Genomic DNA, 19,885 nt, shown 5'->3' on the forward strand with positions numbered 1-19,885 from the left:
GCTTATTCACTATAAATCAGACGCAATAAAATGGAGGTGTATAAAGGATCGAGGGATCAATAAGAAATTTTGATACCAAAAAAATGAAGGCGTTTACAAATTTGAGAGGAGAATGATAATGATGAGTAAAATGAAGTCTTTTATGGTCATCGCGTTCTTTTGCTTACTAGCAGGTGTTATCTTAATGCCTAAACAGGCAGATGCTGCAACTGTTGATTATTATGTGTCCACTACGGGATCCGATTCACCAGGTACCAGCGGATTATCAGGCAGTCCGTGGCTAACGCTGGCTAATGCATGTAGTCGTGTTCCAGCGAGCAACGGAACCACAATTAATACAATCCACGTTCTGGCAGGCACGTTTACTGAATCATCGGTATGTAATCTGAATGCGGGTGTCAATTTAGTAGGCGCCGGTGTCGGGCAAACCACGATTAAATCAACGATCACGCATAATTTTCAAGGAAGCCCCTGGAATTGGGATCAGAATAAGTTTCTTATTCGCGCTATCAATTCCTCCAATATTATCATCAGCGATTTTAAACTGGATGGGTTAATCAATTCAACTCCAACCAGAGCGCATGCGGGAATTATGGTTCACAATGGAAGTAATGTTACCATTCGTGATGTTGAAATCAGTAATTTTGATTACACGGGTATCTATGCTTCCGCTTTAACTTATTCCACGGTTTATAATGCCAAATTGACAGATAGCGGTCTGGCGGATTCAATTGGCAGCTCAGGCAGCATTAAATTAGGTGATATATCCGATTCCTCCCTGCATGATATGATTATTCGCGATACACGCGGCGGAGATGGGATCGATACGTACAAGTATGGTTGGACCTCCAGCAACAACTCCACGCCTGTGATGCTAACGAACGTTAATTTTTACAATCTAGACATTAATGTCAGGCAAGACGGGGCATGGGGAGACAATCAATCGGGCATTACCATCGAGCTATGGAAATCAAATTTATCAAATGTACAAATTTACAATAACTTGTTTAACGACTCGCTATCCATTCCGCATGCTACTTATTCAAACGGAGTACCTACGGTGACGGCTAAAGTATTTAACAATCAGTTTATTGCCGATCATGTAAGCGGTTCCAAATATACGTATGCCATCGAGGCTGGCGCGGACAATATGCAAATTTATAACAACTATTTCAAAAATGGGATTTATCCGATCTCATCTTTTAATTCCAGTCAGGCCGTATCCGGTCATTCGGTTCATCATAATATTTTTGATGCCATCGAAAATAATACTGTTTTTAATTATCCAGGGCTGCAAAACTCTACACTGAACAATAACATTGTTATTGTATCTTCCAATCTGCAAAGCAATAGTTTGTCCAATTTCTCGTTATTCTATACGAAATACAATACATCGCAAAACGTAGATATTACGGATAATATATTGATTAACGAAAACAGCATCTATAATGACTCTAATCCGATCGTCGTGGACGGAACAGCGACCTTAGGCGCTAACTTCAATGTGAATAACAATCTCTTTTATCGCTGGAAGCAGGGCGGAACAAACTCGTTTGAGATGGACCCTTATCTATCCAACGCATCGCCCAATAAAGATTACAGACTGCGTTATGATTCACTTGCATTAGCCTTAGGCATTGGCAATGTAAATACAAGAAGCATGGGACTGAGAAGCGATTTCACCTATGCCAATGCCAACGACACGCTATCGCAGGTATGGGCGGAGCCGGTCGGCAGTGCGAGCAATGATTCCGTAGTTCGGCTGACTCCGACGAATACAGTGCAGTTAAATATGTACGGCAGAACGGTAAGCGGCTATGTGGCTTCGATCTCTTCATCGAACATCACATACGGAACACCCGTGGATCTATCCGGTTCGAATGTCATTAGCATCAATAGCAGCGGTCTCATTACAGCCAATAATGCGGGCAAGGCGAAAGTAACGGTATCGGTTACGAAGGGCTCTGTGACAAGGACTTCCACGATCTATGTTTTCGTCTCTCAAGAAACACAGGCACCTATAGCGCCAACTAACCTGACAGCAACTACGTTTAACAGCAGCCGGGTGGATCTGACTTGGACCGCTTCAACGGACAATGTGGGTGTAGCAGGATACATGATTTTTCATAACGGTCAATATGTTGCTACCGCTTCAGGTACTTCTTACAGCGATGTGAATTTAATCGGAGGCACGAACTACAGCTACAGAATTAAAGCCATCGATGCTGCGGGCAATGTTTCGGCGGACAGCAACATCCCCGCTACGGTTACAACAACGTCCAATCTGGCCTACAATAAAACCGTTAGCGTGAGCAACTACTACCAGAATAACGCAACTTATAACGGGCAAAAGGCGATTGACATGAATGGAACAACCAGATGGGCGACGGATAATGGGGTGACCTCAGCATGGCTGGAAATCGATTTTGGCTATAGCACCACCTTCAATCGAACGATTCTGAAAGAAGCTCAAGCTTATGGAAATCGAATCAATGCGTATCAAATCCAGTACTGGGACAGCACGAGCACCAGTTGGGTCACTGTCTACACCGGTGGATCTCCAGCGGCTACGCAATCCGACACCTTTTCTCCGGTAACCTCGAACAAGGTAAGATTGAATATTACAGGCGTGACGGGTTCGAATGGCCCGACGGTTTGGGAATTTGAGGTTTACAATGTGCCGAACCTGGCATTAAACAAAACGACTACAGCGAGCTCGGAATGGAACAGCAGTAATACCTTTTATGCATTCAGAGCTACAGACGGCAAATCTTTCACGCGTTGGAGTGCGGCAAGCGGCCAAGTCAATAATCAATACCTCACGGTGGATTTTGGCAGCCAGAAGACCTTCGGCCATGTTTTGATTCAAGAGCCGAGCGGATATACCCGTGTAACCGCCTATAAACTACAATATTCTACTAATGGAATTACGTTTACTGATATCTCTGGAACTAGCGGCACGACCATTGGCACGAACAAATTTGTAGCGTTTACGCCAGTTACAGCAAGTCACTTAAGACTCTATATCACATCGGCGAGCGCTGAACCTACCATGCAAGAACTGATTGTTTTTGAGCAATAATATAATTGGTTCATAAGAAAGGTATGCTTTAACTCTGGTCGGCTTAACCATGTTGGATGATAGTCAATGAATAGATATGACAGAAAGTTCTTAAATTGATAGCTCATTTATGCGTAAATTGCAAGGGAACCTGCTGACTGGCAGTGTTCCCTTTGCTTTTGACTTGGTTTAATAAAGAAAAAGAAGAATGGTGATGATTTGTATGGAAGATGAATGTATCCCCTTAATGGAACGTATGCTGCCAGCACCCAAAGGTGGAGGCTTTAGGATGGAAGGTTATTGGGTGTGGTGCGGTTCCGTGGTAAAAGGGGAGGATGGACGATTCCACATGTTTGCATCGCGGTGGCCTAAATATCTTCCGATGCATCCAGGGTGGTTGGCAGCTTCGGAGGTGGTAAGGGCTGTATCAGATACCCCTGAAGGTCCTTATACATTTCAGGAGGTTGTTTTGCCCACGAGAGGTGCCCAGTACTGGGACGGGCGGGCAACGCATAATCCTCATATCGTAAAATATGAAGACACCTATATTTTGTATTATATGGGATCCACTCATCCCTTTTCGGATGTTGCACCTGGTGAGGTATTAACGCTGCAAGATTCCAGATACAAAGTAGGCCATGCCAACAAAAGGGTTGGCATAGCGGTTTCAAGAAGTATCTTTGGTCCGTGGAAGCGAATGGACAATCCTGTTCTTCCCACAAGGCCAGGACATTTTGATAGTTATTTGACCTCTAATCCAGCTCCCTGCATCGATCAGAATGGTTCAGTCCTATTGATCTATAAAGCACGTCAATATATCGGGAATGGGCCTGGGCACATGACGATAGGAGCAGCAAAAGCTGCCAATTATTTGGGACCCTATCTGCCAGTGGCGGATGAAGCGTTGTTTCCGGAAACCATGATTATTGAAGATCCATTTATTTGGCGTACGAGCGGTGGATACGAACTGATCGCTAAGGATATGACTGGGCATATATGTGGTGAAAAATATGGCGGAATGCAGGCATCCTCCATGGATGGGCGTCATTGGACGGCTCGGGAAGGTCGACAAGCATATTCTAGAACCGTTCGTTGGGATGATGGAACAGTAACCCTTTTAGGAAACATGGATCGTCCTTTTCTTCTCTTTCAAGAAAATCGCCCCACACATCTGTTCTTTGCTGCGTCAGATGGCACAAACAGTTTTCTTGATGCTTCGGATACTTGGAACATGGTTATCCCGCTTCGTCAAGATTAAATAGATTTATGTAAGATTTGTTAGGGATAGATCATGACATAGAGGTGACGTAGATGAAGTATAACGTATTAGGCAGAACTGGATTACAGGTATCTCGGTTAGGACTAGGAGGTGCCCCACTTGCAGGTGACTTTGGCAAGACAGATACAAGGGAAATACAGCATATGATTCATGGCGCGTTGGATACGGGTATTAATTTTATTGATACCGCGCCCAAGTACGGGAATGGAGAATCCGAGAGAAGGATTGGTCAAGCACTCAGAGGGCGAAGAAATGGCGTCATTCTAGCTACAAAAGCTGCTAAGTCCGATGAAATCTACACGTATGAGGTTATTTATCAATCTGTAGAAACGAGCCTCAGGCTGCTGCAGACAGATTGGATTGATCTGATTCAGCTGCATGATGTGGAATCGCAATCCTACGATGGGGTCATGCAGGAAGCTTTACCAGCACTGCTGAAGCTGCAGGAAGAAGGAAAAATTAGGTATATCGGCGTTACGACGCGGAATCTACCTCTCTTGAAGAGATATATGCAAACGGGCATGTTTGATACGATTCAATTCTATACGCGATATATGCTAATTGATCATACGGCTAAAGATGAGGTTATTCCGCTAGCTAAACAATTGGACATCGGTGTCATTAACGGAAGTGTACTTGGCTTAGGCCTTCTGGCAGATAAGCCAGCGCCGTTTCTTAATGAGGAAATAAAGAACAAAGCTCAAAGCCGTATGGAACAGATTGCTTTTTTGCGCCAAGGGGATAATGGGGGGCTCATTGAACCAGGCATGCGTTTTAGTCTAGGCAACCCCGATATACATGTTACATTAACTGGAGCCGATTCCCCAGAGGTTCTGCAGATGAATGCAGCCTATTGCGATGGGAAAGCTTTAGACACACACGATATGCGGAAAATATATGAACTATTTGATAAAGATCCGTTGTTCACATAGGAATGGAGAGGAATGTAGTGATGATCAAACAGAATAAGATTGCTCAGGAGCTAGTTGTCTCGGAAACCTGGATTCCTCCTCAATGGGCCTTGTTGCAGAGAAAATTATTAGAATCGCTAAATCAAAGTGCTGTGGAATTTGTCAATCAATATACACGTGAAGATGGGACGCTGATTTGGCGAGATGAATGGCCTGGTATGGATGGCTCTGACGATCCTTATGAAGGCTTCATGAATTTGGCACTTCTCTACGCTCTGGGTGGAAGTGATGAAGTAGGAGAACTCGCGGATCGAATGTGGGAGTCCATCACCTGGCAGTGGACACAATACGGGCAAATCTATCAGGAATTCGATGGGTATTATGACTGGATGCATCATGGAGAGGGATACTTATATTTTTATTTTCTAGGGCTATCCCGTCCAAATCAGTTAAAGAATCGGCAGCGTGCCGTGAAGTTTGCTCAATTGTACATGGGAAATGATCCGGCTGTGCCTAATTATGATAAGGAAAAAAAACTTATTCGTTCTCCGATCACGGGAAGTAAAGGGCCGCGTTTCGTTATGACGAAGGAGGATTGGGTGACTCACCGCGGGGTGCTCGATGATTATTTGGCCCCCTTCGAAGATCTTCCAGGGGTGGATTTTAGCAGTGGTACTTGCCGATGGTCGGACGACAAAATCTATAGCGATCTGATTACGAAAATGAATGAACGACAGGCCAAAGGGGATGTACCGGTCAACCTAAATGCGACGAGCCTACTCACCCACGCTTATTTATTTACTGGTGATGAGTCCTATAGGGACTGGGTGTTGGAATATGTAACGGCTTGGGAAGAGCGGACTGTTCGAAATAACGGGATCATGCCCGATAATATTGGACTATCTGGGGAAATTGGAGAGTACAATGACGGTAAATGGTGGGGAGGCTTCTATGGCTGGCGTTGGCCTCATGGGCTACTGACAATCATAGAACCCGTTCTGAATGCTTGTATGAATGCGGTATTGCTGACTGGGGATATGGCACGATTGGGACTCGTTCGGTCCCAACTGGATTATAATTGGAAGCTAGGCAAAGTAGTTAACGGGATGTGGCAGGTTCCCTATAAACATTTTGATTCAGGATGGACAGACTTCCGTGTGCAAGTACCGACGTGGCCAATCTATTTATGGACGGTTTCTATGGAGCAAGAAGACTTAGAGCGGGTGAAGAGAGTTCCGTTAACAGAGGCATATGCCAATATCGAAGTTCCTGGCTTATCTGGACGAAATGATGCAACGATGAAAGAAACCAAGCATTATATCTCCAATACGGTACCTTGGTTTCGATATATGCAAGGGGAATACCCCCAATATCCAGAGGAGATCTTGAGAGCGAATTTTCGATTAATCCAATTACAACTGCATAAAATGCGTTCCCAAGAAGGAAACCCAGCGAACTGGGTTACAGATGGGTTTACCGTGAATGCCATGTCCAGTATTCATAAGTGGCAGGAGATGTGTCCAGTTTATTTTGAAGGACTCCTCCAACTGGTATGGGGAACCCCGATGCATATCTCACATGGTGGCCTGCAGCATGCAAGAGTAAGATACTATGACGGGATACGTAAACGTCCTGGCCTGCCAGAAGATGTTGCAGCATTAGTCGAAGCAATTGCAGATGAATCGGTCACTCTTAACTTGGTGAATTTGTCTTTGTTCAACGAACGTGTCGTTATCATTCAAGGCGGAAGTTTTGGCGAACATGCCTTTACAACAGTGGATATGTGCAATGAGGAAGGCATTTTAACGGGAAGTCATGAAGTTAGGGGTAAATGGCTTCCGGTTCGTTTGGGACCAGGTGCTGGAGTTCAATTAAAACTAGGCATGAAAAGGTACGTGAATCAACCCTCGTATGAAACACCGTGGAGTTTGAAATCAACCTATGCGCCGCTACTCCAAGGACGACCACAAGCCTAAGGGGGAAACATTTGATGTATGTTGATAGTCATGTCCATCTGTGGCAAATAGAACAAGGAGATTATCACTGGCTGAAGCCAGATAATAAGGTTCTTCAGATATTGTTCGATTATTTGAATCTTTGATTCCTCATACCTTGTCATCAGAAGAGCTAGCCCACCTGCGGAAGGATAATGCGATAAGGCTTTATGGAATATGATTGTAATAAAACGGATCAGCTACGACCATCATGAATGAACCAATATCCATGACTCATGCAAAAAAGCTCAAGTAAATCTTGAGCTTTTTAACGTTATTGATCATATATAATTTCATTGAAACCTGTGCAGTCACGCAGGAAGTCGATAGGAGGACCGATACATGCTCGACCTTGTAAGATAATTCTAAAGTGACCATGAGCAATGTCGCCAAATTGCCCAATTAACTTCAATTCCGCGAGGAAAAGACCAAATTCTCCGCCAATGGTGAGTGTCGGATTCGTCAAACTGAGCGTGCCGCTGAAAACTTCTGCCCCAAACACTTTGAGCGTGCCTTTAATCGTCAATCCTTTGGGATCCACATCTAACTCTAGGCTTAAACCTGGAATTAACCGCACAGGAATACAAAAATGACCCGAAGGGCATTTAGTAATCGGTGGCAGAAGCAAATTGTTAACGATTCGTTGCGTAAGCGTAAGGTTTTTGAAGATCTTTTTTAGCTGCTTAAGGATGATACGCAATTTCTTCTTAGTTTGGGCATTGTATTTACCACACTTATATAGACGAGCAACCATTTTAAAATTCATAGCAACGTTTTGTCTATTTAATTTCAGTTGCATGATGATATTGTTTAAGTCAATTTTATTGTTTTGTTTTCCAGAAAGCACAAGCTGCGTTCCAATCGTGTTTTGATTAATGAGAACTCGATTATTGATAGCCTTCAACTGCCTCATGATTTGCAGTAGAAGTGCATTTTTGTTATTTTTGCATGAGCAGGAGTGTTTGAATTCATCTATTTTCTTTCTATTGAGAAGAACAGCCGTGTTTATAGCGATCATTTGCTTATAGATTCTGACGTAGACTTCTTTATCAACTTGTTTAACAGCCAATAGTTTCACCCCCTTTTGTGATACTATAGTTTATGTGAAGTTTCATATTTTGATATAGGACTACCATGAAAAGGGCTAGGGAAGAATGTCATATGGAAGAGAGAATAACGAATTACAGGGAGGGTCCAACATGGAAATTTTTGCGGAATTTATAGCGAAGATCGATAACCCGATGCATCGGGAGCGAACGGAGGAGGTGCTGTCTTGGGTAGCGGAAAAGTTTCCTAACTTAGAGCCGAAAGTGGCGTGGAATCAGCCAATGTTTACCGATCACGGCACTTTTATTATTGGCTTCAGCGTTGCCAAGCAGCATATGGCTGTTGCTCCTGAAAAGGCGGGGATACTTCGATTTACGGCTGATATCGAGCAGGCTGGCTATGATCATACCAAGGAGTTGGTCCGTATGCCGTGGAATCGTCCAGTTGATTTCTCATTGCTGGAGAAGATGATCGCTTTTAATATCTTAGATAAGGCCGATTGTTCAACGTTTTGGCGGAAATAAAGGATGAAACAAAAAGGTACCCATGCATGAAACACTTTTTTTAAGTGTCCTGTGCATGGGTATCTTTTTTACACTAACTTTTTGATAGGCAAACTTATGTTCCCTTCTATTTGAGGGACTTGCACACTTTTGGCTGTACAGGCAACTTCGTATACACGTTAAAACAATCCCCACCTGATTGCTTCGCTTCATACATCGCTTTATCAGCATTTCGTACCAATTCAACCGGATTCCCACTGTGGCTAGGATAATGGCTGATGCCAAGACTGGCGCCTATGATAATGATTTTATCATCGATGTTGAAATCGGTTGAGATCTTCTGCAGCATTTGCGTGGCGACTGTTTCAACACGTGTGTTGTCACCAAGAATGATTCCGACAAATTCGTCGCCCCCTAGTCTAGCTAGCATATCGCCAGAGTTCAGAACGGATTGGCATCGCGCTCCCACCTCTTGCAGCAGCTTATCCCCAACTTGATGGCCCCAAGTATCATTGACAGGTTTGAACCGATCCAGATCGATAAGGATGATACCGAAAGGATCAGGCCTGGTCACAATTTCATTCAAGTAGGAGTCAAAGAAGAGTCGATTGGGCAGTCCAGTTAACGCATCGTGTTGAGCCAAATGAGAGATGAACATTTCTTCTTGCTTCCGTTTCGTATTATCGCGAACAATTGCCAGAACCAGCTTCTCATCACTGATTGCAATGACATCTGTATCGACCAAAACATGTTTGGGTGTGCCTGCATGACTGACGATCACGTACTCAAAATCCCTAACTCGACTGTGTCCAAAATCTTTTCGATAGTTGTCCAGAAAGCGTTCTTCATTCTCATGCGGAATGAATTGTACGTAGGGCTCACCGATTAATGGCTTCGACGCTCCCCAGTCCAACAAGACATAGGCTTCAGGGTTAGCCTCCACAATACAGGCATCTTGATCCAATAAAAAGATGGCAGAATGCGAGATCTCAAAAAGGATTTCATATTTCCGCTGTGCGGAAGGCAGAAAATCATACCTATGCATCAAGATATGCAAGTAGACGGCAAAAACCAAAAGCGGATAAACCAGAATAGCATTGGGTACAAAGATGAATACTTCAAAAATAGGAATACTTAAGAAAATAACAATATACGTCCCCGAGTATACCAAGCTGCATTGCAATAGCAATGCATTACGTTGTTCTAAATTTTTTTGGACTGGTTTAAACTTGGCATACCAAGCTATCGCCATATTAGCCATGGAAACCATCATTAGCAACGTCATTATTAGGTTGAAGTCTGGCCCTGGCATTTCTTGTTTCCATATCCCATGTACGATCACATCGGAGAAAATGAGGCTGCCTCTGCCTAAAGCTAGCATAAGTAGGTAGATGAGAAGCACGGAGTACCCTAAGCACCAAGCGGCTAGTCGGGGCAACTTCTTATTTAGCTTTGTAATATTTAAATAAAATAGGAAGCTTGCACCTACGCATAAGAAAGAGACGGGATATCCAGCATAAAGAGCCAGATTGACGGTCTGTGTACGTGGTGCGAGGAAACGCAAGTATTCAAAGAAAAATATGACTGCAATGCATAATGTAATGAAGGAGGCTAAGCGATTTTCAGTTTTTTTGTTATTTCTCCGATAGATATCAATGGAGATATAACCCAGATAAAAGGTTGGGGCCAAAAAAAGCAGCAGGGGAAGGACATAATTGTTCATATAGGGTCGCCTCTTGTACAAGTCGTATGTGATTGACAACTGTTTCTACATAGGATGACAAGATTCCTCTATAGGAGGTGACAGATTGAAGAGTTAGAGGAAGAAAAGACCAGTTATGAGCGGGAATTACCTCCAGGCTTGTTTTACGAGAAAAAGACCCTGGACGGGTCTTTTTCTCTAAGCAAATGCGCGAATCAGCGGTTGTTCAACCCGTCAGACGGGCGTACTTTTCCCAACCCGAATAACCACAAGCTCCTTCGGCTTCACTTCCCCCGAAACTCTCCCCGTTTCCTTATCCAGCTGTACAGGCTGCTCTTGCCACAATTCGCTGATTTCTTGCAAATCTGGGTAGCTGTGCACCACCAATTCCCCTGCAATCGCCTCGTCGGTATCATTGTACAGCGTGTAAATCACGCTAGCTCCATCATCGCTTGGGAACATGTTGCAGTGCAACCCTGCTTGCAGCGTCGGATACAGCGGCAGCGGCTTGCTGCCCTGATAGTTGGCTTTGTGCACCGTCCACAGCTGCTTCCATTTCTTGATCTGCGCCTTCTGTGCAGCGTTGTAAGGCAGCCAGCTGCCGAAGACATCCTGCCAGATGAGGATGCCTGTCCCATTAAATACGGCTCGCTTGATCAGCAGATCCTTGCGGACGCCGACATGCCAGCGAGAGATGATCGGGGAGAAATGCTCGGTCATCACGTAGCGGAATGCGTCCACTTCGGGCATGGATTCGCGATTTTTGAATTGATTCCAGGAGCCGGTAATCAATTTGATTTGATTCCTTTTCTTCGGACGGACTTCGGAGCAAAAGACGAAGCTTGGCTTCACTTCGTTGATCGCTTCACGGAAACCGTCCGGCACGCTGTCCATTGTATCGAGGAACACGCCATCGATGTCGGTTTCCCTCACCACTTCCACGATGCTGAAGGTGGATTGCTTCGGAGACTCATCGAACCCGATGTCCCACGGTTTGAACGGCAAGAATACGTTCACGCCCCTCGAATGAAACTGCGCTACCAGCTCCTTCAGTCCCGCCATACCGCCCGGGAAATCCTCGAAAAACTGCCACTGATTGCGACGATCGACGCCGAGCCGCGGATATTGATGCCAAAGCAGGACAGAATCGTACCCGCCGAACTCCTCGCCTTCCGCTAGGAAGCGATCAACTTCCATCTCATTCGTCTCGAAATTATAGATTTCTTTGCTATACAGGTAAGTAAAATGCTGCAAGAAAGTATCCCTGTACCACTGGAGTTCAGGTCGCTTATATTCCTCAAAGTTAATCGGTTGCCGCGCTTCTTGACGCCATGTACTGAAAAATTCCGTCCAGCCCTGGTCGATAGCAGTGAACTTGATTTCCATCACATCGGCTAGTACCTGATCGGGACGAAGGAGGAAGCGATGCTGCTGCAATTCCTCCAGCTTGGTCCATGGCTTCATGTCCATGTTGCGATTCTGAACCCAGATGAACCAATTCTCGTTCAAATTCGGAAAAGCCAAGCTGAACCCATGCTGCTGATTGGGGTGGAAGATGCCAAGAGGCATCGTAAATTCAACATGCATTTGCATGATGGAGCTGCCATCGCGCTTGGACTGCGGGTTGGACGGGAAGAAGTAATGGTTGTCCTCACCGTCAGCAAGCTGAAGCTCAGCCAAGAACGGCATCCGCATATATACTTCGCGCGGCCCCCATTCATCCCATTCCGCTGCGAATTGGAGCAGGAAGCGAATCGATCTTTCCTCCATATGATGCAGGAAAATGACTTTCGCGCACAGCTGATTCTGCGCCAGCTCGGTCCTAAGTTCAACGGAAATCATTTCTTCCGTCAGATCTGAGACCATGTCGACTTGACCAACTTGCCATCCACTAGCTGGCAGTGAATGTCCGCCTTCCACTTCCATCACGAACAATTCCCGTTGTGCAGCTGATAACGCCTCACGAGCCGGAATGGCATGATGTTTCACCTCATGCAAAGCCAGGTGTTCACCTAACTCAAGAGTGAAACCCATCTTTTCATTTTCAATGGTGAGCAGACCCGTTTGTTTATCTATTCGTAGCATCGTGTGCCTCCTTCATGCAGCGGAATCCGACCGTTTCACAACGATTCAAGCCTTCGTTCAGCAACTGAAATTTGAGATGAAAATCGGTCGGATGAGGGCCGCCTTCCGCGTGCCAAGTATGCTGCGCTTTGTAATACGAACCGCCGCGCAGGAAGGTGAATCGATGCTGCGCGTCATCGACCACATCATTGACCCATTCCCAAGCGTTACCGCTCATATCGAAGCAACCGTAAGGGCTGGCGCTAGCTGGATAAGTGTCAACAGCCGTAGTATCGTGCCCCGCAGCGTGACAGAACTCACTTTGAAACGCGGAGCCCCACGGCCATTTGAGCTTACGCTCTCCGCCTGCTGCTAGCTGCCATTCGATCTCGTTCGCAAGCCTTTTCCCGTAATGAGAAGCATAAGCGAGTGCGTCCTTCTGACTTGACCCATATCACGGGGTGATGTTCCTTGCCAATGGGAGGCTGCTTCTGAACCCAATGCTTGAGGAAGTTGGTGTCGTCCTCTGGCCAATACCCGCTTTCTTCCAGAAAACGTTGGAATTGCAGATTGGTAACAGGGTAACGATCTATATAAAAGTCAGATACCGTAACGAATCGCGGTCCATGATCGCACTGGCAATCCCCCTCCATAATGCGGTGCTGCACGCGATAAATGAAGGAGGTGCCTGGGATGAATACTTGTGCATCGTGCATCGAAGAATAGGGTTGTGAAGCGGGTGCCATGGGAACATTCTCTCCTTTTGAACATGTGATAAAGACCGGTGGTTAGAACTGGAGTTGACAAGGGTCTATAAGACCGCTTACAATCACAATCATATTTGATTAAACGGTTAATCACAAGGGTATTATGTTCAGAATTTCGTTTATTTCGTGGAGGGCTGATCGCGACTATGAATAAAACCTTTCAAGCATGGATAGATGCGGCCAATGAAATGGGTGCGTACAAGGAAACGATCGTCGAACGCGTGATCGAAGATGATGCCGAGTATTGGGCCATGAACATCGAAACCGAATTGCTTCCTGGCGAGTGGACAAAGACTTATCTGTGGCTAGGTTTTCCTAAACATGCCAGTGCTAATCCTGCTGTTATGCACATTCACGGCGGGGGTTTTCAGACGGTCAATCTTGACCATGTCAAGCATTGGGTCCATAAAGGGTACGTTGCGCTAAGCTATGATTGGAAAGAAGAAATCAGCGGACAAGAGCGGCACAGTGATTTGGCAAATATGCCAAGATTAGATATGGAAGATGAATATGCCCCTTTACAATCGGTCATGCTAACGAGAGTCTTACATGCCAAGAAAATGATTACTTGGTTAAGTTTGCGCCAAGAGGTAGACCCGAATCGAATCGGTGTCTTTGGGATTTCTAGAGGCGGAAGCATTACGTGGATTTTGAATGCGTGGGACGATCGATTGAAAGCCGCTGTTCCGATTTATGGCTGCGGCAAACATCTCGCGCCTGGACGGTTGAACCGCAACATTCGCAAAGCCCACAGCCTAGAAGATACAAGGGAATGGAACCGCTTGTTGGATGGCGTTACGCTTGCATCGCGCCAACAGTCGCCTGTTCTGCTCATGACTGCAACCAACGATTATTGGGGCTGGTTGGATGCCATTTGTGAAGCTGCGGTGCAAATTCCGCCTGCGCAGCGAGGCTTGTATATCGCGGCCAATCAGAACCATCAGCTCGATCATTGGGCAGGGAACTCGCTGGACCGCTGGATGGACGTGCATGTCAAGGGAGAAGGTGCTTGGCCGCAAGCGCCGCGCGTCACTTTCAACTCATCAACAGAGAATGGTTTCGATAACCTGCATGCAACAGCCACACTAGACACGTCAGTACAGCTGCCAGACAAGCTTCGCTTCTGCTGGTCCTGGTGGGATTTCAGCGAAGTGCTGCCGCCTGGCAGGTACTGGCATGTCGTGGAAATCGACGTCTCGGATAATCCGAGCATTGTGATTCCCGTCATTGACCCGCGCATCAGCGGATATCTATACATCGACGCTGTCTACGCGGATGGTGTCAAAGCAAGCTCTTTCCCTGTTCGATTCTCGCCAGCCTATATCGGCGTTAAGCACACGGAACCTCAACGCAGCCACGTATTGGCCGACTTCTCAAACGGGCTGGACGGTTGGTGCTGTCCGTATATGCGCACGGAGCCGTACGATGTTGATTTTGAGTATGTCATCCTTTCCCACCCAGACGGCGGAAAAGCATTAAGCATGAACGAGCCCGAGTTGCTGTTCAGTTTGGCAACGAATAAGCTGGTTGACCCGAGCATGGCTAGCCTAACCGATGAATACATGCTTCATCTTCAGCTATTTAACGAGCTTCCAGGCCGCTGGATCATCACATTGTTCTATCGTCCTGATCAGGCCGGAGAACTCAGTTGGACAAGTGAGCTCCGAGTGATTACGGGATGGTCCGAAACTCAAATCGCGCGCACAGCATTTCATAACGAGGATGGTCATATTCTTCCATACTGGGCAAAAGCGCAGCGGATTGTGCTCACGTTCTACGGTTTATCAGATCAAGATGATGCCGGACGTGCTGCAGTTGGCAAAATTTTATTCGATTTGGAAATAAAGATGAATTGACACCGTTTTCAAATTGATATATTCTTAAAATGCAAGTTTGATTAAACGGTTAATCACTTTGATTAAGCGGTTAAGCGTAAGGGCTCCACGGGTGATTTGAGGGGTCTTTTTAGGAAAGGGGTTGGATCCGATTAGCATGCGTTCCAAACTGAAACAAATGTGGACTGACAAAACGTTATATTTCATGCTTCTTCCCGGTTTGCTCTATTTTATTATCTTTCATGTATGGCCCATCATTGGGATGAAATTAGCTTTCTATGACTTTCGCATTATGGGGAATAACGTCTTCGTAGGATTGAAATATTTCCGAGAATTATTCTCTACCCCAATTTTTACCCAAGTCATTGCGAATACATTAATCATCAGCGCGATGAAAATGTTTCTGATTTTCCCGATCCCGATCATTTTCGCGCTCATGCTCAATGAATTCATGAATGGGAAATTCCGCAAAACTGTTCAAGTGGTTTCCTACTTGCCCCACTTCCTGTCATGGGTCGTTATCGCGGGAATCTGGTTCGAATTTCTCTCGAAGTCAACGGGTGCTGTGAACGCTTTGATCCAACTATTCGGTTTCCCAGCTCATGACTTTCTAACGGATAAGGATTCGATCCGATGGGTGCTTGTCGCAAGTGAGGCTTGGCGTAACATTGGTTGGGATTCAATCATCTTCCTTGCTGCCATTCTAGGAATCAATCAAAGCTTGTATGAAGCCGCGTATGTGGATGGCGCAAGCCGTTGGCATATTGTTACCCGCGTCGTGCTTCCGCATCTCTACGTTCCGATGGTGACGATCTTCATTCTCAATGTTGGTTTTATTATGAACGCGGGTCTGGATCAGGTTCTTAACTTCACCAATGACTCCGTCAATAGTCAAATTGACATCATCGATACGTATGTGTATCGCGTTGGTTTGATCAATGGTCAATATTCATTTGCTACAGCAGCGAATTTATTCAAGAGTGCAATCGGTGTCACGTTGGTGCTCTCGACTCACTTTATTTCCAAAAAACTCACCTCTAAAGGTGCTTGGTAAGGAGGCAGATTCATGGTAGGTAGAAAAATTACCGTACCCAAATTGTTGATCGGGGCCATTCTTTCCGTCCTTACATTGACGATGTTTGTACCGATTATGAACTTATTTGCAAAAGCATTCTCAAGCCCTGATAAAGTTCGCTTGATTCATGGCTACGATATTTGGCCAAAGGGCTTTTCCCTTGTCCACTTCCAAGTTGTATTCAGCAATCCGTTGATTGGCCGCGCGCTTCTGAATTCACTGTTTATTACCATCGTCGGAACCTGTATCAGCGTGTTCTTCACAACGATTACCGCATATGTGTTAACGCGGAAAAACCTAGTCGGTAAAACGCCGCTCATGATTTTCCTCATTATCATCATGATTTTCGAGCCTGGTATCGTACAAGAGTATATGGTCATCAAAGACCTTCACTTACTGGATAGTCTCTGGGCGATGGTCATTTATCGGACGATTAACGTGTTCTACCTCATCATCATGATGAGATTCATAGAAGAGATTCCTGAATCCTTGATGGAAGCCGCGAAGATCGATGGGGCTGGCCATATGCGTACGTTTACGAGTATCGTCTTGCCGCTAGCCAAGGTGCCTTTGCTTACGATCAGCATGTTCTACGTTGTGGCTAGATGGAATGAATTTTTCAAATCGAGTATTTTCCTTTCCAGCCGTGAGAATACAGTGCTTCAAGTGCTGCTCAGACAGTTCATCGTCGAAGGAGATACATCCGCTTTGGTTGGCTCGGCCAATCTCTTGAAGAACAACAACATTGCACAACTCGATTTCTCAGCATTAAAAGCGGCTACGATTGTAATCGCGATGGTCCCGATTCTTTTGCTATATCCCATTATTCTGAAGCATTTCGCTAAAGGGGTAATGGAAGGCGGCGTGAAAGAATAGATGCATTACACGCACAACACATTCAGATTCAGGGAGGAAAACAATATGAAAAAAGTGCTACTTACTTCCGTTGCAGCTCTGATGATGCTGACAACTGCATGCGGTACCAACAAACCAACAGAAACAACATCACCAGCGGCTACGAATGCTGCAAGTACAGGACCAGTCACACTAAACATTGTGGCCAAAGACTTCCCAGCGGATGATCCGAACGCACAGAAACTTGTTAAAGGTATTGAGGAAGGCATGAAAGCGGAAGGCAAAAACATTAAGTTGAACATCGTGCCTGTACAAAGCGGAACGTACTCCGAGAAATTGGGTCTGCTCCTGCAAAGCGGCAACATTCCTGACTTGATCTACTTCCAAGGCGGCGACTATCAATTCGCGGTTACACAAAAAATTCTAACGGACTTGACGCCTTACATCGAGAAGTCCACGAACGTGAAAGCATCCATGAGCGATTTTAATAAAGAAAGAATGAAAAACTACCCGTACTTGCTCTGGTTATCGCCAATTAACAGCGCAGTGCCAGTCGTTCGTCAAGATTGGTTGGACAAAACGGCATCAGGCAAAGAGGTTCTTGCGAACCCGACAATTGATAACTACTACAACTTCTTAAAAGAAGTGAAAGAAAAGAACAACGCAAAATTCGCGTATACGACAGCTGGCAACTTGGACGAGCTTGACGTAATCTTCGGACAAGCTTTCGGCGTAACATCCACCTGGTTGAAAGGTGCAGACGGCAAGTATGTATACAGCAGAACTTCCGCAGCAGAGAAAGAGAAGTTGGCTTTCTATGCGAAGCTGTACAAAGAAGGCTTGTTGGATCCAGAATACTTGACGAAAAAGTACGATACGAAAGAAAAAGCTTTCTATGATGGACAAGCAGCTGTCGTTGCAGGTACACAAGGAAAAGTTATCGATATTTATAACACGAAAATGACGGGTCAAAATGGCGCGAACGCGAAGCTAACGCCGCTTCCGCCAGCAACAGGGAAGGCGCAAGGTTACACGCCAGTTGATATCAGTAAAGAGAGCCGTGGCTTCGCGATCTCCGCAGCTTCTAAGAACAAAGATGCCGCTTTCTCCGTTCTTGAGTACATGGCTTCTCAGAAAGGACAAATGCTGGACAAACTTGGCGTAGAAGGTCAAGAGTATACCATCGTTGATAATAAAATCAAATTAACAGATAAATTTGCTTCCTGGTTCCCGCATTTCGTAGAAACTACGCTTAATTTCAAACCAGACAAAGCGTTTGATCCAAGCACGCCATACCTATCGGCTCCAGCGATGAAATCATTGGAAATGTTCGCTTCCAAAGCAACGAAAGATAATGCCTTTATTATGCCTGCTGATTTGGCAGCGAAATGGGATGCATCCCTTGCCCTATACAAAGGCTTTGCTGCAGACGTAGTAACGGGCAAGAAAACCGTTGCTGATTTCGATAAATTCGTTGAGCAATGGAATGCTGCTGGCGGTAAAGAAGTAACAGAGTACGCAAACAAAACAATCAAGTAAATAACGGCTAATTCTAAAGTATAAATAGAACTGCAAAGTGTGGGGCAGGGATGCCTCACACTCCCTGTAGAGGGAGTGGAGAGAAATGATTACTTTTGCTGAGAGAGTTAAAGGTGTCGTTTTTGGAACGGCTTATGGCGATGCCATGGGCGCTGTTGTTGAGAAATTGACTTATGGTGAGATTAAAAGCAGATTTGGTCGCGTCGATACGACGATGACGAAGTGGTGGAAAGCAGATTGGCCCGAAGCGGCCAGACTGGGAAGAATGAGAGGCGAAGGTATCGTCACCGATGATACATTAATGACGCTTGCTCTGATGAACGTGTATTGCACGGAACAGCGTCACCTAGACGCATATGATCTTGCCAATGAGTTCGTGAAGGAAATCGCCTTCCGACCTAGATATATTCCGGAGTTTGGTAAAGAAGCTTTAATCATGGATCGTTTGTTCTATCCAGAGAAGCACATTTTCAACCGCCATGTCCTTGCCAATTGCGAACCGCGCGAAGGCGGATACGGCAACATGGTGAACTGCGGCGCGGCGATGTACATTGCCCCCGTCGGTATCGTAAACGCGTGTAATCCCAAAGCGGCGTATGATGAAGCGATTCTTTTCGCTTCTGGGCATCAGGTCAGCTATGGCTTAGAAGCTGCTGGTGTTATGGCTGCCTGTGTAGCCAAGGCATTTGAGCCTGGTGTGACAGTCGAAGATATCGTCCAGACCGCACTTCTCTATGCCAAAGATGGCACGAAACGCGCCATTCAAGACATTTGTGCAGCGGCGGCTGAGATGAAGCACATGAAAGAAGACAGAGACGCAGTTGTAGCTTGTTTTCATGCGGTCATTCGCAACTATTCACCGATGGGTGATGATGTGAACAGAAGCATTGATAAAGTCGGCATTCCTTCTAATCATTATACTCCTAGCCGTTTGTTCGCGATTGAAGAACTGCCGTTAGCATTGGCTTATATGGTTTTGCATGACGGTGATATGCAAGAAGCCGTGAAAGATGGCGTTAGCTCAGGCCGTGATACCGATTCGATCGGTGTGATGATCGGCGCAATTCTCGGCGGTATGCAAGGTATTAAAGCAATTCCTGCATCCGAAATTGCGGTGCTAGAATCTGCGAATAAACAAGATATCGAGATCAATTGCGACCGATTCGCGGACGCTGCACGCGCCATTATCGGACAAGATTTAAACTTAAACGCACGTAGACAAGAACAACTCTTATTCGTATAAAGAAAGGCGG

The 19,885-nt window shown here is 45.6% G+C and carries 15 protein-coding genes; 10 read left to right on the top strand and 5 right to left on the bottom strand.

Features of this window, described 5'->3' with window-relative positions; all coding sequences use genetic code 11:
* Positions 1–121 precede the first annotated feature (121 nt).
* The 4 genes from MJB10_RS04545 to MJB10_RS04560 all read left to right on the top strand — a co-directional run bounded on the left by MJB10_RS04545 (position 122) and on the right by MJB10_RS04560 (position 7,227).
* Positions 122–3,082 (top strand): discoidin domain-containing protein, encoded by a 2,961-nt coding sequence (locus MJB10_RS04545; protein ID WP_314802132.1) that lies wholly within the window; start codon positions 122–124, stop codon positions 3,080–3,082.
* Between the two features lie 268 nt (positions 3,083–3,350).
* Positions 3,351–4,319, top strand: coding sequence for a glycoside hydrolase family protein (locus MJB10_RS04550; RefSeq protein WP_314802134.1), 969 nt, complete (start codon positions 3,351–3,353; stop codon positions 4,317–4,319).
* 53 nt (positions 4,320–4,372) lie between these two features.
* Positions 4,373–5,272, top strand: a complete 900-nt coding sequence (locus MJB10_RS04555) for an aldo/keto reductase (RefSeq protein WP_314802135.1) — start codon at positions 4,373–4,375, stop codon at positions 5,270–5,272.
* Between the two features lie 20 nt (positions 5,273–5,292).
* Positions 5,293–7,227, top strand: coding sequence for a hypothetical protein (locus MJB10_RS04560; RefSeq protein ID WP_314802137.1), 1,935 nt, complete (start codon positions 5,293–5,295; stop codon positions 7,225–7,227).
* Between the two features lie 292 nt (positions 7,228–7,519).
* Here the strand turns inward: MJB10_RS04560 and MJB10_RS04565 are convergent, their stop codons facing one another.
* A complete protein-coding gene (locus tag MJB10_RS04565; protein ID WP_314802139.1) occupies positions 7,520–8,314 on the bottom strand; it encodes a hypothetical protein in 795 nt (264 codons plus the stop codon).
* 130 nt (positions 8,315–8,444) lie between these two features.
* Between MJB10_RS04565 and MJB10_RS04570 the strand changes: the two genes are divergently transcribed.
* On the top strand, positions 8,445–8,816 hold the full coding sequence (locus MJB10_RS04570) for an iron chaperone (RefSeq protein ID WP_314802141.1): 372 nt from the start codon (positions 8,445–8,447) through the stop codon (positions 8,814–8,816).
* A gap of 106 nt (positions 8,817–8,922) precedes the next feature.
* Here the strand turns inward: MJB10_RS04570 and MJB10_RS04575 are convergent, their stop codons facing one another.
* From MJB10_RS04575 to MJB10_RS04590, 4 genes are all read right to left on the bottom strand, one after another.
* Positions 8,923–10,518, bottom strand: coding sequence for a sensor domain-containing diguanylate cyclase (locus MJB10_RS04575; protein WP_314802143.1), 1,596 nt, complete (start codon positions 10,516–10,518; stop codon positions 8,923–8,925).
* 213 nt (positions 10,519–10,731) lie between these two features.
* A complete protein-coding gene (locus tag MJB10_RS04580; protein WP_314802145.1) occupies positions 10,732–12,582 on the bottom strand; it encodes a hypothetical protein in 1,851 nt (616 codons plus the stop codon).
* Positions 12,566–12,949, bottom strand: a complete 384-nt coding sequence (locus tag MJB10_RS04585; protein ID WP_314805474.1) for a formylglycine-generating enzyme family protein — start codon at positions 12,947–12,949, stop codon at positions 12,566–12,568. Before MJB10_RS04585 ends, MJB10_RS04580 begins: the two co-directional genes overlap by 17 nt.
* On the bottom strand, positions 12,915–13,307 hold the full coding sequence (locus MJB10_RS04590; RefSeq protein ID WP_314802147.1) for an SUMF1/EgtB/PvdO family nonheme iron enzyme: 393 nt from the start codon (positions 13,305–13,307) through the stop codon (positions 12,915–12,917). Before MJB10_RS04590 ends, MJB10_RS04585 begins: the two co-directional genes overlap by 35 nt.
* Before the next feature lie 167 nt (positions 13,308–13,474).
* Here MJB10_RS04590 and MJB10_RS04595 point away from each other — a divergent pair, with 167 nt between their 5' ends.
* The 5 genes from MJB10_RS04595 to MJB10_RS04615 all read left to right on the top strand — a co-directional run bounded on the left by MJB10_RS04595 (position 13,475) and on the right by MJB10_RS04615 (position 19,875).
* Positions 13,475–15,184, top strand: coding sequence for an alpha/beta hydrolase family protein (locus tag MJB10_RS04595; RefSeq protein ID WP_314802149.1), 1,710 nt, complete (start codon positions 13,475–13,477; stop codon positions 15,182–15,184).
* A gap of 136 nt (positions 15,185–15,320) precedes the next feature.
* Entirely contained in the window at positions 15,321–16,217 is an 897-nt protein-coding gene (locus MJB10_RS04600; protein ID WP_397386569.1) for an ABC transporter permease, read from the top strand.
* 12 nt (positions 16,218–16,229) lie between these two features.
* Entirely contained in the window at positions 16,230–17,114 is an 885-nt protein-coding gene (locus MJB10_RS04605) for a carbohydrate ABC transporter permease (protein ID WP_314802151.1), read from the top strand.
* Between the two features lie 45 nt (positions 17,115–17,159).
* Positions 17,160–18,632 (top strand): extracellular solute-binding protein, encoded by a 1,473-nt coding sequence (locus MJB10_RS04610; RefSeq protein ID WP_314802152.1) that lies wholly within the window; start codon positions 17,160–17,162, stop codon positions 18,630–18,632.
* A gap of 85 nt (positions 18,633–18,717) precedes the next feature.
* Complete coding sequence (locus MJB10_RS04615; RefSeq protein ID WP_314802153.1) at positions 18,718–19,875, top strand: ADP-ribosylglycohydrolase family protein; 1,158 nt, start codon at positions 18,718–18,720, stop codon at positions 19,873–19,875.
* The last annotated feature ends 10 nt before the right edge of the window (positions 19,876–19,885 follow it).

The sequence above is a fragment of the Paenibacillus sp. MBLB1832 genome (assembly GCF_032271945.1).
GTDB lineage: Bacteria > Bacillota > Bacilli > Paenibacillales > NBRC-103111 > Paenibacillus_E > Paenibacillus_E roseopurpureus.

What these genes read in the sequence shown, in the direction of transcription:
- MJB10_RS04615 (WP_314802153.1), top strand. Translation starts at nt 18,718, where the DNA reads ATGATTACTTTTGCTGAGAGAGTTAAAGGTGTCGTTTTTGGAACGGCT.
- MJB10_RS04575 (WP_314802143.1), bottom strand. Translation starts at nt 10,518, where the DNA reads ATGAACAATTATGTCCTTCCCCTGCTGCTTTTTTTGGCCCCAACCTTT.
- MJB10_RS04550 (WP_314802134.1), top strand. Translation starts at nt 3,351, where the DNA reads ATGGAAGGTTATTGGGTGTGGTGCGGTTCCGTGGTAAAAGGGGAGGAT.
- MJB10_RS04605 (WP_314802151.1), top strand. Translation starts at nt 16,230, where the DNA reads ATGGTAGGTAGAAAAATTACCGTACCCAAATTGTTGATCGGGGCCATT.
- MJB10_RS04590 (WP_314802147.1), bottom strand. Translation starts at nt 13,307, where the DNA reads ATGGCACCCGCTTCACAACCCTATTCTTCGATGCACGATGCACAAGTA.
- MJB10_RS04560 (WP_314802137.1), top strand. Translation starts at nt 5,293, where the DNA reads ATGATCAAACAGAATAAGATTGCTCAGGAGCTAGTTGTCTCGGAAACC.
- MJB10_RS04580 (WP_314802145.1), bottom strand. Translation starts at nt 12,582, where the DNA reads ATGCTACGAATAGATAAACAAACGGGTCTGCTCACCATTGAAAATGAA.
- MJB10_RS04570 (WP_314802141.1), top strand. Translation starts at nt 8,445, where the DNA reads ATGGAAATTTTTGCGGAATTTATAGCGAAGATCGATAACCCGATGCAT.
- MJB10_RS04610 (WP_314802152.1), top strand. Translation starts at nt 17,160, where the DNA reads ATGAAAAAAGTGCTACTTACTTCCGTTGCAGCTCTGATGATGCTGACA.
- MJB10_RS04600 (WP_397386569.1), top strand. Translation starts at nt 15,321, where the DNA reads ATGCGTTCCAAACTGAAACAAATGTGGACTGACAAAACGTTATATTTC.
- MJB10_RS04555 (WP_314802135.1), top strand. Translation starts at nt 4,373, where the DNA reads ATGAAGTATAACGTATTAGGCAGAACTGGATTACAGGTATCTCGGTTA.
- MJB10_RS04595 (WP_314802149.1), top strand. Translation starts at nt 13,475, where the DNA reads ATGAATAAAACCTTTCAAGCATGGATAGATGCGGCCAATGAAATGGGT.
- MJB10_RS04545 (WP_314802132.1), top strand. Translation starts at nt 122, where the DNA reads ATGAGTAAAATGAAGTCTTTTATGGTCATCGCGTTCTTTTGCTTACTA.